Below are 15,083 nucleotides of genomic sequence, written 5' to 3'. Positions count from 1 at the left end.
GAGGCCAGCTAGAACCAGATTTGCAGCATTATTCGAATAAGCCATGCGAGGGCTACGCGAATGCAACCGACAGCTAAAGTCTCAGATTATTGCGACGTTTTTTTAGCATTGACGGAACAACGCGATCAAAGAGCGCTCAATCAATTATTGATCAAAACCTGTTTAGATCTGTTTCCGCTGCATCATTTTTGGCTGTATAACTACGCCAACTTTGACCAATCGACCGAAAAACTTATTGCCAGTAGCGAAAGCTCCGATGAGTTTTCATCCCCCCTCGCGATCCCTGAACAGATCCAACATATAGAACCACACCAACCCTCGCGCTTTATCCGTGAAGAGGGCTATCGGTATTACAGCTTTAAAATTCTGCACTCTCAAAACGGCGTTCTCATATCCAATATAGAAGACACCACTGACTTGATGCATGATGTGATCACCAAGTTAGTCTCTGTATATGCAAACCAGCGCTTTTTTATGTTTTCGGCAATGAATGATGCCCTAACTGGCCTATACAACCGCCAAGCATTTGATCAGCAGATGGACACTCTTCTTTTAAAGCAGCAATCTCAAAGACGAAAACATGATAAATCTTCAGAACACCACTGTTTTGCCCTCTTGGATATAGATCACTTTAAACAGGTTAACGACAACTTTGGCCACCTATTTGGTGATGAAGTGTTGTTGATTCTTTCACAGCAGATGCAAAATGCCTTTCGAGATGAAGATCTTATGTTTCGCTATGGGGGCGAAGAATTTGCACTGGTGCTCAAAGACATCTCGCTAGATTCAGCATTGAATGTGCTTGAACGATTCCGCACACAAATCGCCCAAACCAGTTTTCCACAGATAGGCCAAGTGACATTGAGTATTGGGATTACAGAGATCACGGAAGGGCTTTCGCTTCCTGCTCTGATCGACCGCGCCGATCAGGCGCTCTACTTTGCTAAAGAACATGGGAGAAATCAGGTTCACAGTTATGAAACGCTTCTAAACAGCGGATACCTCACCCCTCCTAGTGAGCATGAAGGCGATATTGAGCTGTTTTAGCCGCAACATTGAATCGATATAACTCAATGCTAAGTTCACTGTCGTTTTAGTCATTTCATTTATACCTACTTAAGTAGTATATTCGCCGCCTTTATTCGAACAGCTGGTCAGATCCCAGTCGTTTGTCTTCTCCAATATTGAAGCCATTACCCATGGTCTCTAATAGGATAAAGTTAATGATTAACTCTTCCCCTCTTGCGTTACTGCCATTAGGGCTGTTTTTAGCTCTGTTTATCGGCAGTGGAATTTACTATCAAGCTCAAGGAACAGAGTTCGCTTTCTATCAAATATCAGCACCCGTCGCGATTATTCCAGCGGTTGTACTATCACTTTTGCTAACTCAAGGAACACTCAACGAGCGCCTTGAAATCTTTATCCAAGGCATTGGCGATCAGACCATTATAACGATGGTTGTTGTCTTCCTTTTGGCAGGTGCATTTGCTTCTGTGGTAAAGGCAATTGGCGGCGTCGATGCAACGGTAAATCTCGGCCTTAATTATATACCTGAGTGGTTATTGCTCCCTGGCATCTTTGCCATTGCTGCGTTTATTGCCACCTCCATGGGTACATCAATGGGGACTATTGCAGCTGTTGCCCCGATTGCTGTAGGCATTACTGAAGCCAGCGATCTTCCTCTATTGCTAACTGTCGGCGCTGTTGTTGGTGGCGCTATGTTTGGCGATAACTTATCTATTATCTCGGATACAACCATCGCGGCTACCCGAACACAGGGCTGTGAGATGAAGGACAAATTTCGCCTGAATCTACTGATTGCCCTCCCTGCCGCCATCATAACGATGATTGTTCTTACGCTTCAAAGCACCTCTGCTGGAGTATCCGAACAAAGCTATGAATTGATTAAAGTCGCGCCGTATCTCACAGTTCTAATCTTGGCAGTTGCAGGCCTGAATGTAATGCTAGTGCTACTGATAGGCATTGTTTTAGCGGGAGCTGTTGGTTTTATGACAGCACCAGATTACAGCATTGCTATGCTATCGAAACAAATATACGACGGTTACACCGGTATGCAGGAAATAATGATCCTATCTATGCTAATTGGTGGCCTTGGGGCGCTGATAAAACATCAAGGTGGATTAAACTTTATTGCATCAACGATTGAAAAATTAACCGGCAAAAACGGCGGTAAAAAAGCGGGGGAATTCAGTATTGCAGCAAGCGTAGCAGCTACAAACCTATGCACAGCCAACAATACGGTATCTATCGTTATTGCGGGTTCGTTAGCGAAAGATATTGCTCAACGTTATGGCGTAAATGCTAAACGTTCTGCCAGCCTGATGGATATTGTATCTTGTGTAGTACAGGGCATTATCCCTTGGGGTGCGCAGATACTATTAGCCTCATCCATCGCCAAAGTATCACCATTAGAGTTAGTGACCTCAATCCAATACTGCTGGTTCTTAGGCTTAGCTGCGATTATTTCGATTCTGATTTCACGTCCCGGCTATAAGTAACCTAAGTACTTAACCAAACAGGTAATAAAAAAGGGAGCTATATGCTCCCTTTGTTAATCTTGCTGGGCTATTTACCTTGCCCCTGCCTTTCCCAGCGTAAGCGCATTTTCTCTAACACGCGCGCCACCGCAGCAAAACCAAAACTCGCAGTCACACAGGTCGATGCGCCAAAGCCACCCGCACAATCTAATCGGGTATTGCCATCGGTAATACTCTTTTGCGCACAGACAGAACCATCAGGTTGCGGATAAACCAGCTGTTCAGTGGAGTAAACACAATCGACAGAGAATCGTCTGCCGCTTTTACTGAATCGATAGTGTCTTCGCAGGAAAGAGCGTACTTTAGCCGCGAGCGGGTCGTGGTTGGTTTTGGCTAAATCACAGATATCAATCTTAGTTGGATCTGTCTGGCCACCGGCACCACCCACAGTGATAATCGGAATCTTGCGATAGCTACAATGGGCAATTAGCGCAGCTTTTTCTTTGACGCTATCAATCGCATCAATGACATAGTCAAACTCATTGGTGATCAGCTCTTGAATGTTTTCCCGTGTAATAAAATCTTCGATCTCATTGACTTCACATTCAGGATTAATCAGCTTAATTCGCTCGGCCATAGCTTCAGTCTTCGATCGACCCACATTACCGTCTACAGCATGAATCTGACGGTTTGTGTTGGTAATGCAGATATCATCCAGATCAATCAGTGTGATCTTACCAATTGCCGTTCGGGCTAAGGCTTCTGCCACCCAAGAGCCAACGCCACCAATACCAATCACACAAATATGAGATTGGCGGAACATATCAACCACGTCCGTACCATATAGACGGCGAGTTCCACCAAAACGATTTTCAAAACCAGATGACAACGTAACCTACCTCTATCGCTTTAAAACGAAATTAAAATTCGTCTTCAGTAATTTCGGTCAAAATCACATGACCGCATTTTGCACATTTACCTTCGATAAATATGATGTCGTTAAGTTCGTATTCTTCAGGTTCAACCATACCAAGATTCACTTCTTGGCAGTTGTCGCACCATGTTTGCTCTAGAAAGGCCTTTTTCTCATCTGCATCGCGTGATTCAAAATCACGTTCTATACGTTCACCTTCGCTCATTTTTGTGCCTTATCTTTTTTCAGGTAATTTCGGCCAAGAAAGACTCTCTGGCCGATCAAAATGTTTTTTAATTATATCCAAAGCCTCTTGATCAAATTGATCGCCCTGCTCTGGATAGCTCTTATAAGTATACCGCTCACCACCATAACTAAATGCTAAAGAGTATGCGTGCAGATAGGTACGATCTGATAACTCACCACCGTAGGTATTATCCCCCAAAATTGGCGCGCCTTCACTTTTAAGCGCTACCCTAATTTGGTGGGTTTTACCTGTGGTTGGTTTGAGTAAAAACAGCCTAAAGCCTGGCTTAAGAGAGCAGCTAAAAAACTGGGTCACTGCAGGGTTTTGACGGCTTTTTACAAGTTTCCAAGCACCGCGTCTCGCTTTCTCCATATCCCCCATAATAAGCCCTTGCTTACGCTTTGGCTTATTAGCAGAGATAGCTATGTAGTATTTCGAAACTTCACGGCTTTTAAACTGATCAGCGAGCGTTTTGGCAGCTTCGGTACTCTTAGCGAATACCATAAGGCCTGATGTTATTTTATCTAAACGGTGCACCAGAAAGATCTGCTCTAAATCTAACTGTTGCTGCAACATCATGGTAAATCCTGCCTCCTCTTGATCTTTATGCACACTGATTCCTGCAGGTTTAACCACCACAACAAAATCACTGGTTTGATCAATTATTTGAATCACAGAATTTCCCGCCAAAAAGTCGCGATCATGCGGGAGTTAAGGAGATATTTCAAGGGGCGAAAAAGAACATTCCGCCCCAGAGGCAATAATCTATTTTGGCTTATAGCTTATCAATGTGTTTAAGCAATTTATTCACTTTATCCGTATAGATATGGAAGACCAAGCTTCGTTCTGAATCTGGCTCTTTGAAATAACGTACTTCTAGGCAAGCCACATTTTCTTCTACAAACTTAGCAGCAGTGAAGCGCTGATCCGACTTTTTGATGTTAAGGAATTTTACGCCATCAGATACCAGTATCAGGCGATTGCCTGAAACAGCGATAAATCCTTTATACCACTCACGCCCTAAAACCTTACCTTTCTCATTCAGATGGGTAACGGTATAGCGAACATTGTTGGCTTTGACTTTAATCTCTTCTTTTTCAAGCTTAGCGAGTAATTTGTCTGTCAGATGCTTGCTACCCATGATGACCTCCTAGCCATAATGACCTGCGAATGAGTACCTAAATTAGATACCCCTATTTTCGCATTACGCACCTGCAAAAATGATGAAGAATATATGAAGAGTTGGTTTAAGAGCTGGTTAATTACAGCCCTGTAACCTCTTTAACGAAAGGAATTGTGATTTTGCGCTGAGCGCTCAGAGATGCACGATCCAATGTATCTAACAAACAGGCTAAATCGTTCATATTGCGGCTGGCATGATGAAGTAAGAAGCGTGCAACTTCATCTGAAAACTGTAACCCACGGGCACTTGCTTTCGTCTTAATCGCTTTTAGTTTCACTTCATCATTAAGAGCTTGCACCTGGAATACCATGCCCCAACTTAGTCGAGATGCTAAATCAGGTAGATTGATACCAAGATGACGTGGCGCAGCTGTCGAAGCGATGATCAGCGTATTACCCTGCTCGCGGATGCGGTTAAAGAAGTGGAAAAGAGCCTCTTCCCAAGCTTTATTACCAGCAACCGACTCTATGCCATCGATACAAACTAGATCGAGATATTCCATCCCTTCTAAAATGCCACCACCCATCTGTTTTAATTCATCCAGAGGGAGATAAGCCGCACTGCGCCCTATAGGATCGGCTTCATGACATACCGCTTGGAGCAGATGAGTACAACCAACACCTTCACTACCCCAAATGTAAGTAAACTGCTCACCATTACCACTTGCGGCCGCTTTTAAACTCGCGCAAACCAGCTCATTGCCTTGAGCGTAATAATTCTCAAAACGAGCATCATCTCGGAGACTAACCGATAGAGGTATTTGGAATGGTTGTTTACTGGTCATTAACTACTGGTTCGACTTGTTCTAACGCTTTATCTTCTTCTGAGCCGTACAACGTACTGCCTTTATAACCTTCATGCAGGTGACGTAATAGCACCATAATAACAGCTGCAACTGGCAGAGCTAAAAGAACTCCGACAAATCCGAACAGCTGTCCGCCCGCCATAATAGCAAAAATTACCGCAACAGGGTGTAATCCAATACGGTCACCTACTAATAATGGCGTAAGTAACATCCCTTCAAGCATCTGACCAATAATAAAGACTACGCCAACGTAGCCTAAAACCATTGGGTCTTGGAATTGCATAAATGCAGCTACACCTGCCACTGCAATACCAATGATGAATCCCATATAAGGAACAATACTAGCAAGGCCCGCGATCATACCAACCAATAGCGCCAGATCAAGCCCTACAATCCATAAACCTACTGCATAAACAATTCCCAATGCGACCATTACTAGAAGCTGGCCTTTCATAAATGCACCAAGTACCTCATCACACTCGCTGGCCCATAGAGACACTTTAGGCTCTACATTGCGTGGTAACAGGCGTTTAACCTTAGCTATCATCACATCCCAGTCACGCAGCAAATAGAAAGTAACAACGGGAATCAGCACTAAATTAGCCACCCATGCCACAATCGCCAGACCCGAGCGTGTAATGCCCCCTAACAACTGGCCCATGATATCGCCAGTCTTTTGCAAATCACCAATCAAAACGTCTTTAACATTGGCAAAACCAAATGCAGCGGGCTCCAAACTGAATGTTGCTAATATCCATGGAAAGATCTGTTCTTCAAAAAGCTGTATCGCTTGCGGTATACGAGCTAGCAACGTCTGTATTTGATGCCCTAATTGCGGAAGCAATAATAGAAACATCATAGCCACCAAGGCCGTCATACCGATAAACACAATGATAACCGAGCCTGTGCGAGACATGCCTAAATCTTCTAATCGATCGGCAATGGGATCAGACAGATAAGCAAATAACGCCCCGACCAAAAATGGTGAAAGAATTGGAGAAAGTAGATACACCAAACCGCCCAATACGACGGCAAGTATTAAGAAAAACCAACGTTGTGATTCAGTCATTTATTGTTCCTGCTATCCTTGCCAGCGGTAAATCATCACCGCAGAACCATCTTGATTTCGAAGACTATCAACCGCCTGCAATTGCGGTTCTAAGGCGATGGCTTGGCGTAATTGCTCTTCACTGCCATCTAACTCAAGTCTTACTGTAATTTGATTGCCTGTTGCTTGTTCAATTTTTACCTGACTAACAACAGATAATCCTTTGAGAAAATCGATCAGTCTAATGTAATCAGACAAGTTAGAGATATTCTCAACTTGAACAGCAATGCCCGTCTGAAAATGACTGAGCTTATAACTCACGACCGGCTTAAAAAGATTATCCGCAACCCTATTAATCACCGCATTAGCAACCTGATCGATATTGCCAGATTCCGCTATCGGCTGGTTGTCGCCGCCATTTATAAATAAGCCTGCGACGTTTACTCCCTTTGGAGAAACCTTTGTAAGGCGACCGCCGATAACTGCATCAGGATTATAACGTGCTGATGCTTGAGTAATTGATTGACCCTGTAACGTCCAAAGATCCGCTGTGGTAAGCGCCACTTGGTCAGTTAGATCGAATAACGGAAACTGAAGCGGCAATCCACGCGATTTGGCTGCTAACTGCAGGGCTTTATGAAAAGGATCATTGGATAGCAGATAGTCTTGCTCTCCCGATAGATCCGAAGCGAACCAAAGCAAAACAGTGGGCCTCTGCTCGCCTAAGGGTTTAAAGCCTGTACGGGTAACTAAACTATCGATAACCGACGGGTGGAAATCTAAAACTAAATATTCCCCGCCTTCTTTAGCGATATAACTAAACTGCTTTAAAGTTCTGGCAGGCAGTTTAAGCTGGGATTGGATTTGAGAATCTTCGGCAATACTGGAATTACCGGAGACTTTAACTAGCACTTTCGCAAGTCCAGAACTCATCTGAAGGTCACTAGGTGAAGACCTTTCCCCATCAACAGGCAAAGTCACCTGATAAAGATCAGATACCGTACCTGCAAAAACAAATTGAGACACTGCCAGCAGAAGCACAGCTATAAAGCTTCGCATCAAGTCCATTAAACCGCCTGCAATAATTCTAAAAATATGAACTAAGGAACCTACGAACAAGTCTGATACAACTCAGGCTTCCAGAGTAATTGAAGCACGAGGCAATGATTACAGACATGCTGGTTGCCTGTCGAAAATCATTAACAAAGTGATTCAGTTGCTCTGCAAGCCCCGTAGGGTGGGCTCTTAAACGACCATTTACTTTGTCAGCCAGCTTGAAAAGGTCTAGACATTTCGCTGCGCTGACTTTCGCGTATCTGGTCGTTTTATAGCCCACTGAGAACGTATCAGACTTGTTCTCAGGTTCCTCACTTTACCATCCCATATAATTATTTCATATTCGTTGCCCAGATGAGTGTATTCAAGCGTGATAAAACGGTAGAATATGCGGCAATATTTTTCTTCCTCTTTCCTTGCACATGAAAGGTTAACTGATCCATGTCTACTGGTTCTGATAACAGCTCTCTGAGCTACAAAGACGCTGGCGTTGATATCGACGCTGGTAACGCCCTAGTTGATCGAATTAAAGGCGTTGCTAAAAGCACAACTCGCCCTGAAGTTATGGGCGGCCTAGGTGGTTTCGGCGCACTATGCCGTATCCCTGAAGGCTACCGTAAGCCTGTACTCGTTTCAGGTACTGACGGTGTAGGTACAAAATTACGCCTAGCTATGGATCTAGGAAAGCACGACACCATCGGTATCGACCTAGTTGCGATGTGTGTTAACGATCTAATCGTTGCTGGCGCAGAACCTCTACTTTTCTTGGATTACTACGCAACAGGCAAACTTAACGTTGATACTGCTGCAGATGTAGTAAAAGGCATTGGCGAAGGTTGCTCTCTAGCAGGTGCAGCACTTGTTGGTGGCGAAACAGCTGAAATGCCAGGCATGTACGAAGGCGAAGATTACGATCTAGCTGGTTTCTGCACAGGTGTTGTAGAAGAAGATGAAATCATCGACGGCACTAAGGTAAAAGTTGGTGACACGCTGATCGGCCTAGCTTCCTCTGGCCCTCACTCAAACGGTTACTCTCTAATCCGTAAGATTCTAGAAGTAAGCGGAACTGAATTGACTGCAGATCTTGACGGCAAACCACTAGCGGATGCTTTGATGGCGCCAACACGCATCTACGTTAAGTCACTTCTAAAACTAATCAAAGAATCTCAAGTTAACGCGCTATCCCACATTACGGGCGGCGGTCTACTTGAGAACATCCCTCGCGTTCTTCCTGAGAACGCTAAAGCTGTAATCGATGTTAACTCTTGGACTATGCCAGCAGTATTTAACTGGCTACAGGAGCAAGGTAACGTTGATGCAACTGAGATGTACCGCACATTCAACTGTGGTGTTGGTATGGTTATCTGCGTACCTGCTGACAAGCAAGAAGAAGCTCTTCAGCTACTAAACGAAGCTGGCGAAAATGCTTGGGTTATCGGTTCGATTGCTGCTGCGCAAGCAGGTGAAGAGCAAGTTGAACTAGCTGGTCTGGAGGCGTAATTCGCCCAATGACTAAACGAATCGTTGTCCTGATCTCAGGAAGTGGTTCCAACCTCCAAGCTATAATGGATTCAATCGATGCCGGCCAAATTGATGGCCGCATCGAAGCCGTCCTCAGCAATAAAGCTGGGGCTTATGGCTTGGAGCGTGCCCGCAACTCCAATATCCCTACACTGGTTTTAAAACATACCGACTTTGATAGCCGGGAATGTTTCGACCAAGCGATGATCAAACAGATTGATACTTATCAGCCTGACTTGATTGTTCTTGCAGGGTTTATGCGTATCCTTACTGCCGAATTTGTTCGGCACTACAACGGCAGAATGTTTAACATTCACCCGTCACTACTCCCTAAATATAAAGGCCTTCACACCCATCAGCGTGCAATCGATGCCGGTGATAAAGAACACGGCTGCACCGTGCACTTCGTATCTGAAGAGTTAGATGGCGGCCCTCTGGCCATTCAGGGTAAAGTAAGCATAGATCCGGAAGATACAAGTGAGAGCTTGCAACAGAAAGTCCATAAAGTTGAACACATTATCTACCCTCAAGCGGTAGGTCTGTTTTGTTCCGACAGACTGATCTGGTCTGACACTGGTGTCACCTTAGACGGTAAAGCCGCACCTACTCAGGGCTTTCAGCACGATCAAATTTAATGAGGTAACCAGTATGCTCAGAGCAAATAAGACGTTAATAAACTCTCTTTTCGCGTCCGCACTTCTCTGGGCTACTCCTCTAGTTGCCGAAACTACAGCTTCTTTCACTCCTTTTACCGCAAGCTACGAAATTGATTGGGATGGCAGCATCTCTCTCAGCGGCAATACTACACGTAAACTACAAAAATCCGAATCTGGCGAATGGCTCTTTGAATCAAAAGCGTCCGCGATGTTTGCTAGCATTTATGAATCCAGTAAATTCACACTAGAAAACGCAAAGCTAAAGCCGCTCAACTATACGTTCAAACGTAGCGTACTGGGCAAAAAGCGTAAGGCTGAGGTTCATTTTGATTGGCAAAATCAATTGGTGACAAACAAGGTTGAAAATAAGCCTTGGAAAATGCCGATTACAGAAGGCGTACAGGATAAAATTAGCTATCAATTGCTATTACAACAAGCGGTCGCTAAAGGTGACAAAGAGTTTAAATACTCTGTAGCGGATGGCGGCAAGCTAAAAGAATATAACTTCATAGTCGATGGTAAGGAAAGCATCAAAGCCCCTATTGGCGAGTACGAAGCAATCCGAGTAAAACGCGTGCGTAAAGAAGGTAGTACGCGACAGACTTTCATCTGGTTTGCACCTGATTTAAACCATCAGATAATCAAGCTACACCAGATCGAAAAGAAAGATAAAGCTTATACGCTTCTTCTAAAAAAGCTTCAAAAATAAGAGCTAAGCCTCTCGACTTAACTCTTATAGCATCACCTCAATTAGCCTATCTCAGGGATCCAGCTTGCCGGCATTGCGCTAAAGCCATTAAACAAATCACTCTCCTGCCCTTCATCCAATAAATCCGCAAGCAAGATACGGGAATCATCGATAAACAATACAGCTGTTTGCGCCCGCTGCCCCGTATGAATATCTTGGTATGGCTCAGAAAATACCAATCGACTTTTCGTATCAGCAGAACCTAAGAGCTCAAAGAAATAAGGCCTCCAACTCCAGTTAAATCCTCTATGCTTCTCGTTAAGGATCCAACCTTTATCGCTATTCTCATAGTTTGGAGAAATCTGATTACCTAAGCGATCACAGATATAAAAACGCATTAAGTGCTCAGTCGCGACGAAATGTTGCAGATCTTCATCACTGGTAGCAGCTTTCAATACCTCTCTTAAAGAGAGCAATTCAGCTTTTACCTTCTCAGCACGCCAGTGGCTACGAGATGTGGCATTTATCGCCATATCCCGATAGTGGCTTAATAGGTTCTTAACTTGCTTAGTAGTGGATTCAGGTGCCACCATGTCTGCTCGAGCCTCTGAGAAAAGAAAGCCCTGCACATAAACTGCGTTACAGCTCAACGCCAGATAATACTCTTCGTCAGACTCAACACCTTCGCAGAGGACTTTACTGCCTAATTTAGACGCTAACTCTCCTAACATCTGAACCATCGAAGATCGACGACTATCATTTGCTCCCTTTTTCAGCAGCGTCATATCTAACTTAATGATATCTGGCTTTAGCAATGCAATTCGATCTAGCTGCGAAAAGCCTGTACCGAAGTCATCAATAGCAATACAAAAACCCTCTTCACGATATCGCTCAACTAGCTTTTGGATTACATCCAAGTCACCATCAAGCTCAGTAATCTCTATAACAACTTTGGATGGGTCAACGGCAAGCTGCTTAATCATTTCCAAGGTAGGAATATTATCCATGGACTCAAGGTATTGCAGCCACTCAGGAGATATATTGATACTAATAAAAGTATCTTCAGGCAGTGCTTGGATCTGCTGTAGTGCCTGAAGCCTTACATCTCGATCAAGCTCAATACGTTCTTTAACAGAGAGGCCCTTATCTGAAAAAATACTACCCGCAGAAACTGTATCGCCGTTCTCATCTTTCATCCTTGCCAGTGCTTCGTACCCTGCTATACGACCAGTTGCGGTTTCAACAATAGGCTGGAAGTATGGAAAAAGCTTAAGACTCATAATGAACTACTCTGTTAGATTTTGTGGTACTCAAAGGTATATATACATATCGCTAATACCTAAAACCAAATATATGCTTCGCTATCAAAAACTGGGCTAAAAATAACCAACACTGCCAATAAGATAGAAAACCTTATACTACAGCCAAGAGTATTTTTTTCACCTCAAATTCTATAGGTACAGACCGATATCACCAAATTGGTGCAGCATGCACTAAAAAAAGAATTTCACAGTAACCAGTGAACAAATGCTTCCCAGCCTTTATAGCTTTAAAAGCGACAGATGCTGTTAATCTGCAGCCCTCGCATAGAAAAGCAATAAATAGACCAGAAGCTCAGCTTAGAGAGAATCTAACGGAGTGGGCTCACCAAGAAGGAAACCCTGAAGAAAATCGACACCTATATCGCGAGCACTCTGCTCGACTTCACGATTATGAACAAATTCTGCAACTGTTTTTACATTCAAACGTCTCGCAAAATCGACAACCGTTTCTGCTACAAGGCGTGCATTGTCATCCTTATCGATGTAACGAATCAAAGAGCCATCAATCTTTATATAATCAATATCTAGCTTGAGAAGGTACTCGAAGTTGGAATAACCTGTTCCAAAATCGTCAATCGCCAAACTACATCCCATCGCTTTCACTTGATCAAAAAATTGAATAATGAGTTCAGAATCTTCAATCCCTTCACTTTCGACCAACTCAAACACAAGCCTATCACCTACCCCATAACGCTTGATCGTTCGGATTATGTAGTTAGATGTGTTCGGATTTAAAATATCGGAAGCCGTAATATTGATAGAAAAACAATCATTTCGTTCTGCAAAGAATTCGCAAGCTTTAGAAAAAACGATTCGAGTCAAATCGCCATACAGCCGACCATGTTTAGCTGCCTGTAAGAAAAGATAAGGAGATATATAGTTCTCACCCTCCCTTAATCTCATTAAGCATTCATAGCGGTTAATTTCAGAAGAGTTAACATCTAAGATAGGCTGTGCAAATACCTCAATTCTTTCTTCATGAATGGCCTCACGAATTCTTTTAAGCCAAGTGATATTATTATCAATCTGACGCTTTAAAGGTGAATAGATATCATAGATTTGCACTGACATATGCTGCTCTTTGGCACTGTGTAGCGCTATATCAGCATGTAAAAGCAGATCTTTAGCACAGCCACTCGAAGCCCCAATCGTCACCGCCAAGGCGAATTCAATTCCGATTATCGTGATCACTTTTTCAGATACCCGCGCAACAATAAAGTCGCATAAAGTATCAAAGCCAATATCACGCACATGATCCTTACAGAAAATCGCAAACTCATCGCCAGAAAGGCGATAAAGGTTTAGGTCGTACTTTTGAGCAACCTCTGAAAGCAATAGAGCCATATCACGTAGCAACTGGTCACCCACCGAAAAACCATAGTATTCATTCACCAACTTAAAGTCGTTAATGTTAAGTATGGCTAAGGAACCTGATTCTACGGACCCCAGATCTTCTAGAAGACTCTGCCTATTTGGTAAACCTGTTAGCTGGTCAGTAATCTGACGTCTGATTCGTTTCTCTTTCTCAATTAAAGATGTCACATCAAAACGAACAGATATGAATTCGATGATATTACCGTCAGAATCCATGATGGGTGAGATAGCCGAATTCACATAATAATCCTGACCATTCTTAGCCTTATTTCTGAGAGTCCCTTTCCAAGTATTACCAGAAAGAATGGTCTCCCAGAGATCTTTAAAAACATCTGGTCGAGTCTGTGGGTGTCGCACAATGGCATGAGTGGAGCCCACCAACTCATCGGAGCTGTAACCAGAAACTTTGCAAAAGTGATCATTAACGTAAGTAATAACACCACTAGGATCGGTCTTGGAAACGATCGCACTGCAATCAACCACACCTTTGTATTCTTCTAACAGCTGCTGCTTTGCACTAAGCGCTTCCTGTAAGTCAGCCTCATGGGCTTTCTGGGCTGTTATATCAGTGATATATCCCTCTATAGCAGCAAGGCCGCCATTCTCAGTCACGCCATGCCCTTGCTCCCACACCCACAGTATTCCACCGCACTTTTGCGTGATTTTATATTCAACACTGTAGGGCTTCCCTTCAACTAGAGCACGGTCAACCACATCGCGATAATGTGCATGACATTCTGAGTCGATCAGTTGCTTAAAGCTAATCTCACCACCCAACCACTCCTCCACGGAATAGCCTGTTAGTTCTTTACAACCTGAGGTAATTAACAATAAAGCTCGATCGCCCTGAAGTGAGCGTCGATAGAAGGCACCGGGCATACGCTCGGCTAAGGCATTCATTGCAATCTTATTACTACTCAAAGATTATTGCCCTCACCTATTAACCACTTATTTAATATGGTTATTATTAAAACGCATAATACTATGAAGAGTAAATAAAATTGTAGCAGCTAAATAGAAATACTCAGCCGGAAAGAGGATGCCGTTATAAAGAATTTAATAAGTTTGCTAAGGCCTGATACTAGCGATCAAAGCGCGTATAGGAATCTAATTCGCGCTCAACTGGCACTTGCCATTTTTCAAGCAGTTTACGTGCTTTCTCAAACTTGCCTTCAGCATCAGCCCTTAAATGACCTAGAGAGCCGGTCATGGAAGCTCGAACACGGAGCATCTGATATTTAAATAAAGGCGTTAACTTTCGCTCGATATAAGTGCCACAAATCTTATCTTGCTGCATAACCACAGAAGGATCAGACGTTTCAAACAGCTTAGATTCTAGCTTTAATAAAGCCTGTACATCCTGACAAAGCTCCAACTGTTCTTGTGTGGACATAGCAGCAAGCACATAAGAGCCGGAGATAGGGGTAAAAGAAGCAATAGAGGTTGCCACTTTTCTTTCTGATCTTTTAACAGCTTGATCTACGATCACCTTACGATGAATAACAAACTGCCGCTGCATATCCTCGGATTTTTGAATCAGAACTTTATTTTCTTTTTTGAGATCGAAATTCTCTTTGCTGAACGTTCTCATATCCTTAATCGATCCTAAGGCTTTATATTCAGCTAATTCTGAATACATCTTATAACCAAAGAAACCAGCACCACCGACAACTGCTAAACCAACAACTGAAGCAACACCTATCACGATAAGGTTTTTCATAAACGATCTGCACTTAAAATAATGTTATTTAACAATCACATTAAACAGCTGA

15 protein-coding genes are annotated in these 15,083 nt (G+C 43.3%); 5 read left to right on the top strand and 10 right to left on the bottom strand.

Features of this window, described 5'->3' with window-relative positions:
* The first annotated feature begins 60 nt into the window (after window positions 1–60).
* A complete protein-coding gene (locus tag ACMXYV_RS06565; RefSeq protein WP_415890950.1) occupies window positions 61–1,047 on the top strand; it encodes a GGDEF domain-containing protein in 987 nt (328 codons plus the stop codon).
* A gap of 176 nt (window positions 1,048–1,223) precedes the next feature.
* Window positions 1,224–2,519, top strand: a complete 1,296-nt coding sequence (locus ACMXYV_RS06560) for a Na+/H+ antiporter NhaC family protein (RefSeq protein ID WP_415890949.1) — start codon at window positions 1,224–1,226, stop codon at window positions 2,517–2,519.
* Between the two features lie 67 nt (window positions 2,520–2,586).
* Here the strand turns inward: ACMXYV_RS06560 and tcdA are convergent, their stop codons facing one another.
* The 7 genes from tcdA to ACMXYV_RS06525 form a co-directional block, all read right to left on the bottom strand.
* Complete coding sequence (gene tcdA, locus ACMXYV_RS06555) at window positions 2,587–3,387, bottom strand: tRNA cyclic N6-threonylcarbamoyladenosine(37) synthase TcdA (RefSeq protein WP_415890948.1); 801 nt, start codon at window positions 3,385–3,387, stop codon at window positions 2,587–2,589.
* A 31-nt stretch (window positions 3,388–3,418) separates the two neighbouring features.
* Window positions 3,419–3,637, bottom strand: coding sequence for a hypothetical protein (locus tag ACMXYV_RS06550; RefSeq protein WP_415884205.1), 219 nt, complete (start codon window positions 3,635–3,637; stop codon window positions 3,419–3,421).
* A gap of 9 nt (window positions 3,638–3,646) precedes the next feature.
* On the bottom strand, window positions 3,647–4,333 hold the full coding sequence (locus ACMXYV_RS06545) for a TIGR01621 family pseudouridine synthase (protein ID WP_415890947.1): 687 nt from the start codon (window positions 4,331–4,333) through the stop codon (window positions 3,647–3,649).
* Between the two features lie 100 nt (window positions 4,334–4,433).
* The gene (locus ACMXYV_RS06540) at window positions 4,434–4,799 is read right to left on the bottom strand and encodes a hypothetical protein (protein ID WP_415890946.1); all 366 of its coding nucleotides are present in this window, start codon (window positions 4,797–4,799) and stop codon (window positions 4,434–4,436) included.
* A gap of 121 nt (window positions 4,800–4,920) precedes the next feature.
* On the bottom strand, window positions 4,921–5,625 hold the full coding sequence (gene hda, locus ACMXYV_RS06535; protein ID WP_415890945.1) for a DnaA regulatory inactivator Hda: 705 nt from the start codon (window positions 5,623–5,625) through the stop codon (window positions 4,921–4,923).
* The gene (locus tag ACMXYV_RS06530) at window positions 5,615–6,715 is read right to left on the bottom strand and encodes an AI-2E family transporter (protein WP_415890944.1); all 1,101 of its coding nucleotides are present in this window, start codon (window positions 6,713–6,715) and stop codon (window positions 5,615–5,617) included. Before ACMXYV_RS06530 ends, hda begins: the two co-directional genes overlap by 11 nt.
* 12 nt (window positions 6,716–6,727) lie before the next feature.
* On the bottom strand, window positions 6,728–7,762 hold the full coding sequence (locus tag ACMXYV_RS06525) for a DUF2066 domain-containing protein (protein ID WP_415890943.1): 1,035 nt from the start codon (window positions 7,760–7,762) through the stop codon (window positions 6,728–6,730).
* A 429-nt stretch (window positions 7,763–8,191) separates the two neighbouring features.
* On the opposite strand from ACMXYV_RS06525, the gene purM reads away from it, so the two are divergent.
* From purM to ACMXYV_RS06510, 3 genes are read left to right on the top strand one after another with little or no spacing between them, the layout of a single operon-like run.
* Entirely contained in the window at window positions 8,192–9,250 is a 1,059-nt protein-coding gene (purM, locus tag ACMXYV_RS06520) for a phosphoribosylformylglycinamidine cyclo-ligase (RefSeq protein ID WP_415890942.1), read from the top strand.
* A gap of 8 nt (window positions 9,251–9,258) precedes the next feature.
* Window positions 9,259–9,906, top strand: a complete 648-nt coding sequence (purN, locus tag ACMXYV_RS06515) for a phosphoribosylglycinamide formyltransferase (RefSeq protein ID WP_415890941.1) — start codon at window positions 9,259–9,261, stop codon at window positions 9,904–9,906.
* A gap of 13 nt (window positions 9,907–9,919) precedes the next feature.
* Window positions 9,920–10,636 carry a DUF3108 domain-containing protein gene (locus ACMXYV_RS06510; RefSeq protein ID WP_415890940.1) on the top strand — a complete coding sequence of 239 codons (717 nt, stop codon included), beginning with the start codon at window positions 9,920–9,922 and terminating at the stop codon, window positions 10,634–10,636.
* Between the two features lie 41 nt (window positions 10,637–10,677).
* On the opposite strand, the gene ACMXYV_RS06505 is transcribed toward ACMXYV_RS06510, so the two are convergent.
* The 3 genes from ACMXYV_RS06505 to ACMXYV_RS06495 all read right to left on the bottom strand — a co-directional run bounded on the left by ACMXYV_RS06505 (window position 10,678) and on the right by ACMXYV_RS06495 (window position 15,031).
* Complete coding sequence (locus tag ACMXYV_RS06505) at window positions 10,678–11,895, bottom strand: EAL domain-containing protein (RefSeq protein WP_415890939.1); 1,218 nt, start codon at window positions 11,893–11,895, stop codon at window positions 10,678–10,680.
* A gap of 339 nt (window positions 11,896–12,234) precedes the next feature.
* Entirely contained in the window at window positions 12,235–14,232 is a 1,998-nt protein-coding gene (locus tag ACMXYV_RS06500; RefSeq protein WP_415890938.1) for an EAL domain-containing protein, read from the bottom strand.
* Window positions 14,233–14,392: 160 nt separating this feature from the next.
* Window positions 14,393–15,031 carry a hypothetical protein gene (locus ACMXYV_RS06495; RefSeq protein ID WP_415890937.1) on the bottom strand — a complete coding sequence of 213 codons (639 nt, stop codon included), beginning with the start codon at window positions 15,029–15,031 and terminating at the stop codon, window positions 14,393–14,395.
* Window positions 15,032–15,083: the final 52 nt, after the last annotated feature.

Source organism: Neptuniibacter sp. SY11_33 (assembly GCF_047778025.1).
Taxonomy (GTDB): Bacteria; Pseudomonadota; Gammaproteobacteria; order Pseudomonadales; family Balneatricaceae; genus Neptuniibacter.
Note: the sequence above shows the minus strand (reverse complement) of the source record. Positions and strands in the feature narration are given on the sequence as shown.

Bases quoted from the DNA above. Each gene is read 5' to 3' on its own strand.
- ACMXYV_RS06565 (WP_415890950.1), top strand. From the start codon at position 61: ATGCAACCGACAGCTAAAGTCTCAGATTATTGCGACGTTTTTTTAGCA.
- ACMXYV_RS06560 (WP_415890949.1), top strand. From the start codon at position 1,224: ATGATTAACTCTTCCCCTCTTGCGTTACTGCCATTAGGGCTGTTTTTA.
- ACMXYV_RS06550 (WP_415884205.1), bottom strand. From the start codon at position 3,637: ATGAGCGAAGGTGAACGTATAGAACGTGATTTTGAATCACGCGATGCA.
- ACMXYV_RS06540 (WP_415890946.1), bottom strand. From the start codon at position 4,799: ATGGGTAGCAAGCATCTGACAGACAAATTACTCGCTAAGCTTGAAAAA.
- hda (WP_415890945.1), bottom strand. From the start codon at position 5,625: ATGACCAGTAAACAACCATTCCAAATACCTCTATCGGTTAGTCTCCGA.
- ACMXYV_RS06530 (WP_415890944.1), bottom strand. From the start codon at position 6,715: ATGACTGAATCACAACGTTGGTTTTTCTTAATACTTGCCGTCGTATTG.
- ACMXYV_RS06525 (WP_415890943.1), bottom strand. From the start codon at position 7,762: ATGGACTTGATGCGAAGCTTTATAGCTGTGCTTCTGCTGGCAGTGTCT.
- purM (WP_415890942.1), top strand. From the start codon at position 8,192: ATGTCTACTGGTTCTGATAACAGCTCTCTGAGCTACAAAGACGCTGGC.
- purN (WP_415890941.1), top strand. From the start codon at position 9,259: ATGACTAAACGAATCGTTGTCCTGATCTCAGGAAGTGGTTCCAACCTC.
- ACMXYV_RS06510 (WP_415890940.1), top strand. From the start codon at position 9,920: ATGCTCAGAGCAAATAAGACGTTAATAAACTCTCTTTTCGCGTCCGCA.
- ACMXYV_RS06505 (WP_415890939.1), bottom strand. From the start codon at position 11,895: ATGAGTCTTAAGCTTTTTCCATACTTCCAGCCTATTGTTGAAACCGCA.
- ACMXYV_RS06495 (WP_415890937.1), bottom strand. From the start codon at position 15,031: ATGAAAAACCTTATCGTGATAGGTGTTGCTTCAGTTGTTGGTTTAGCA.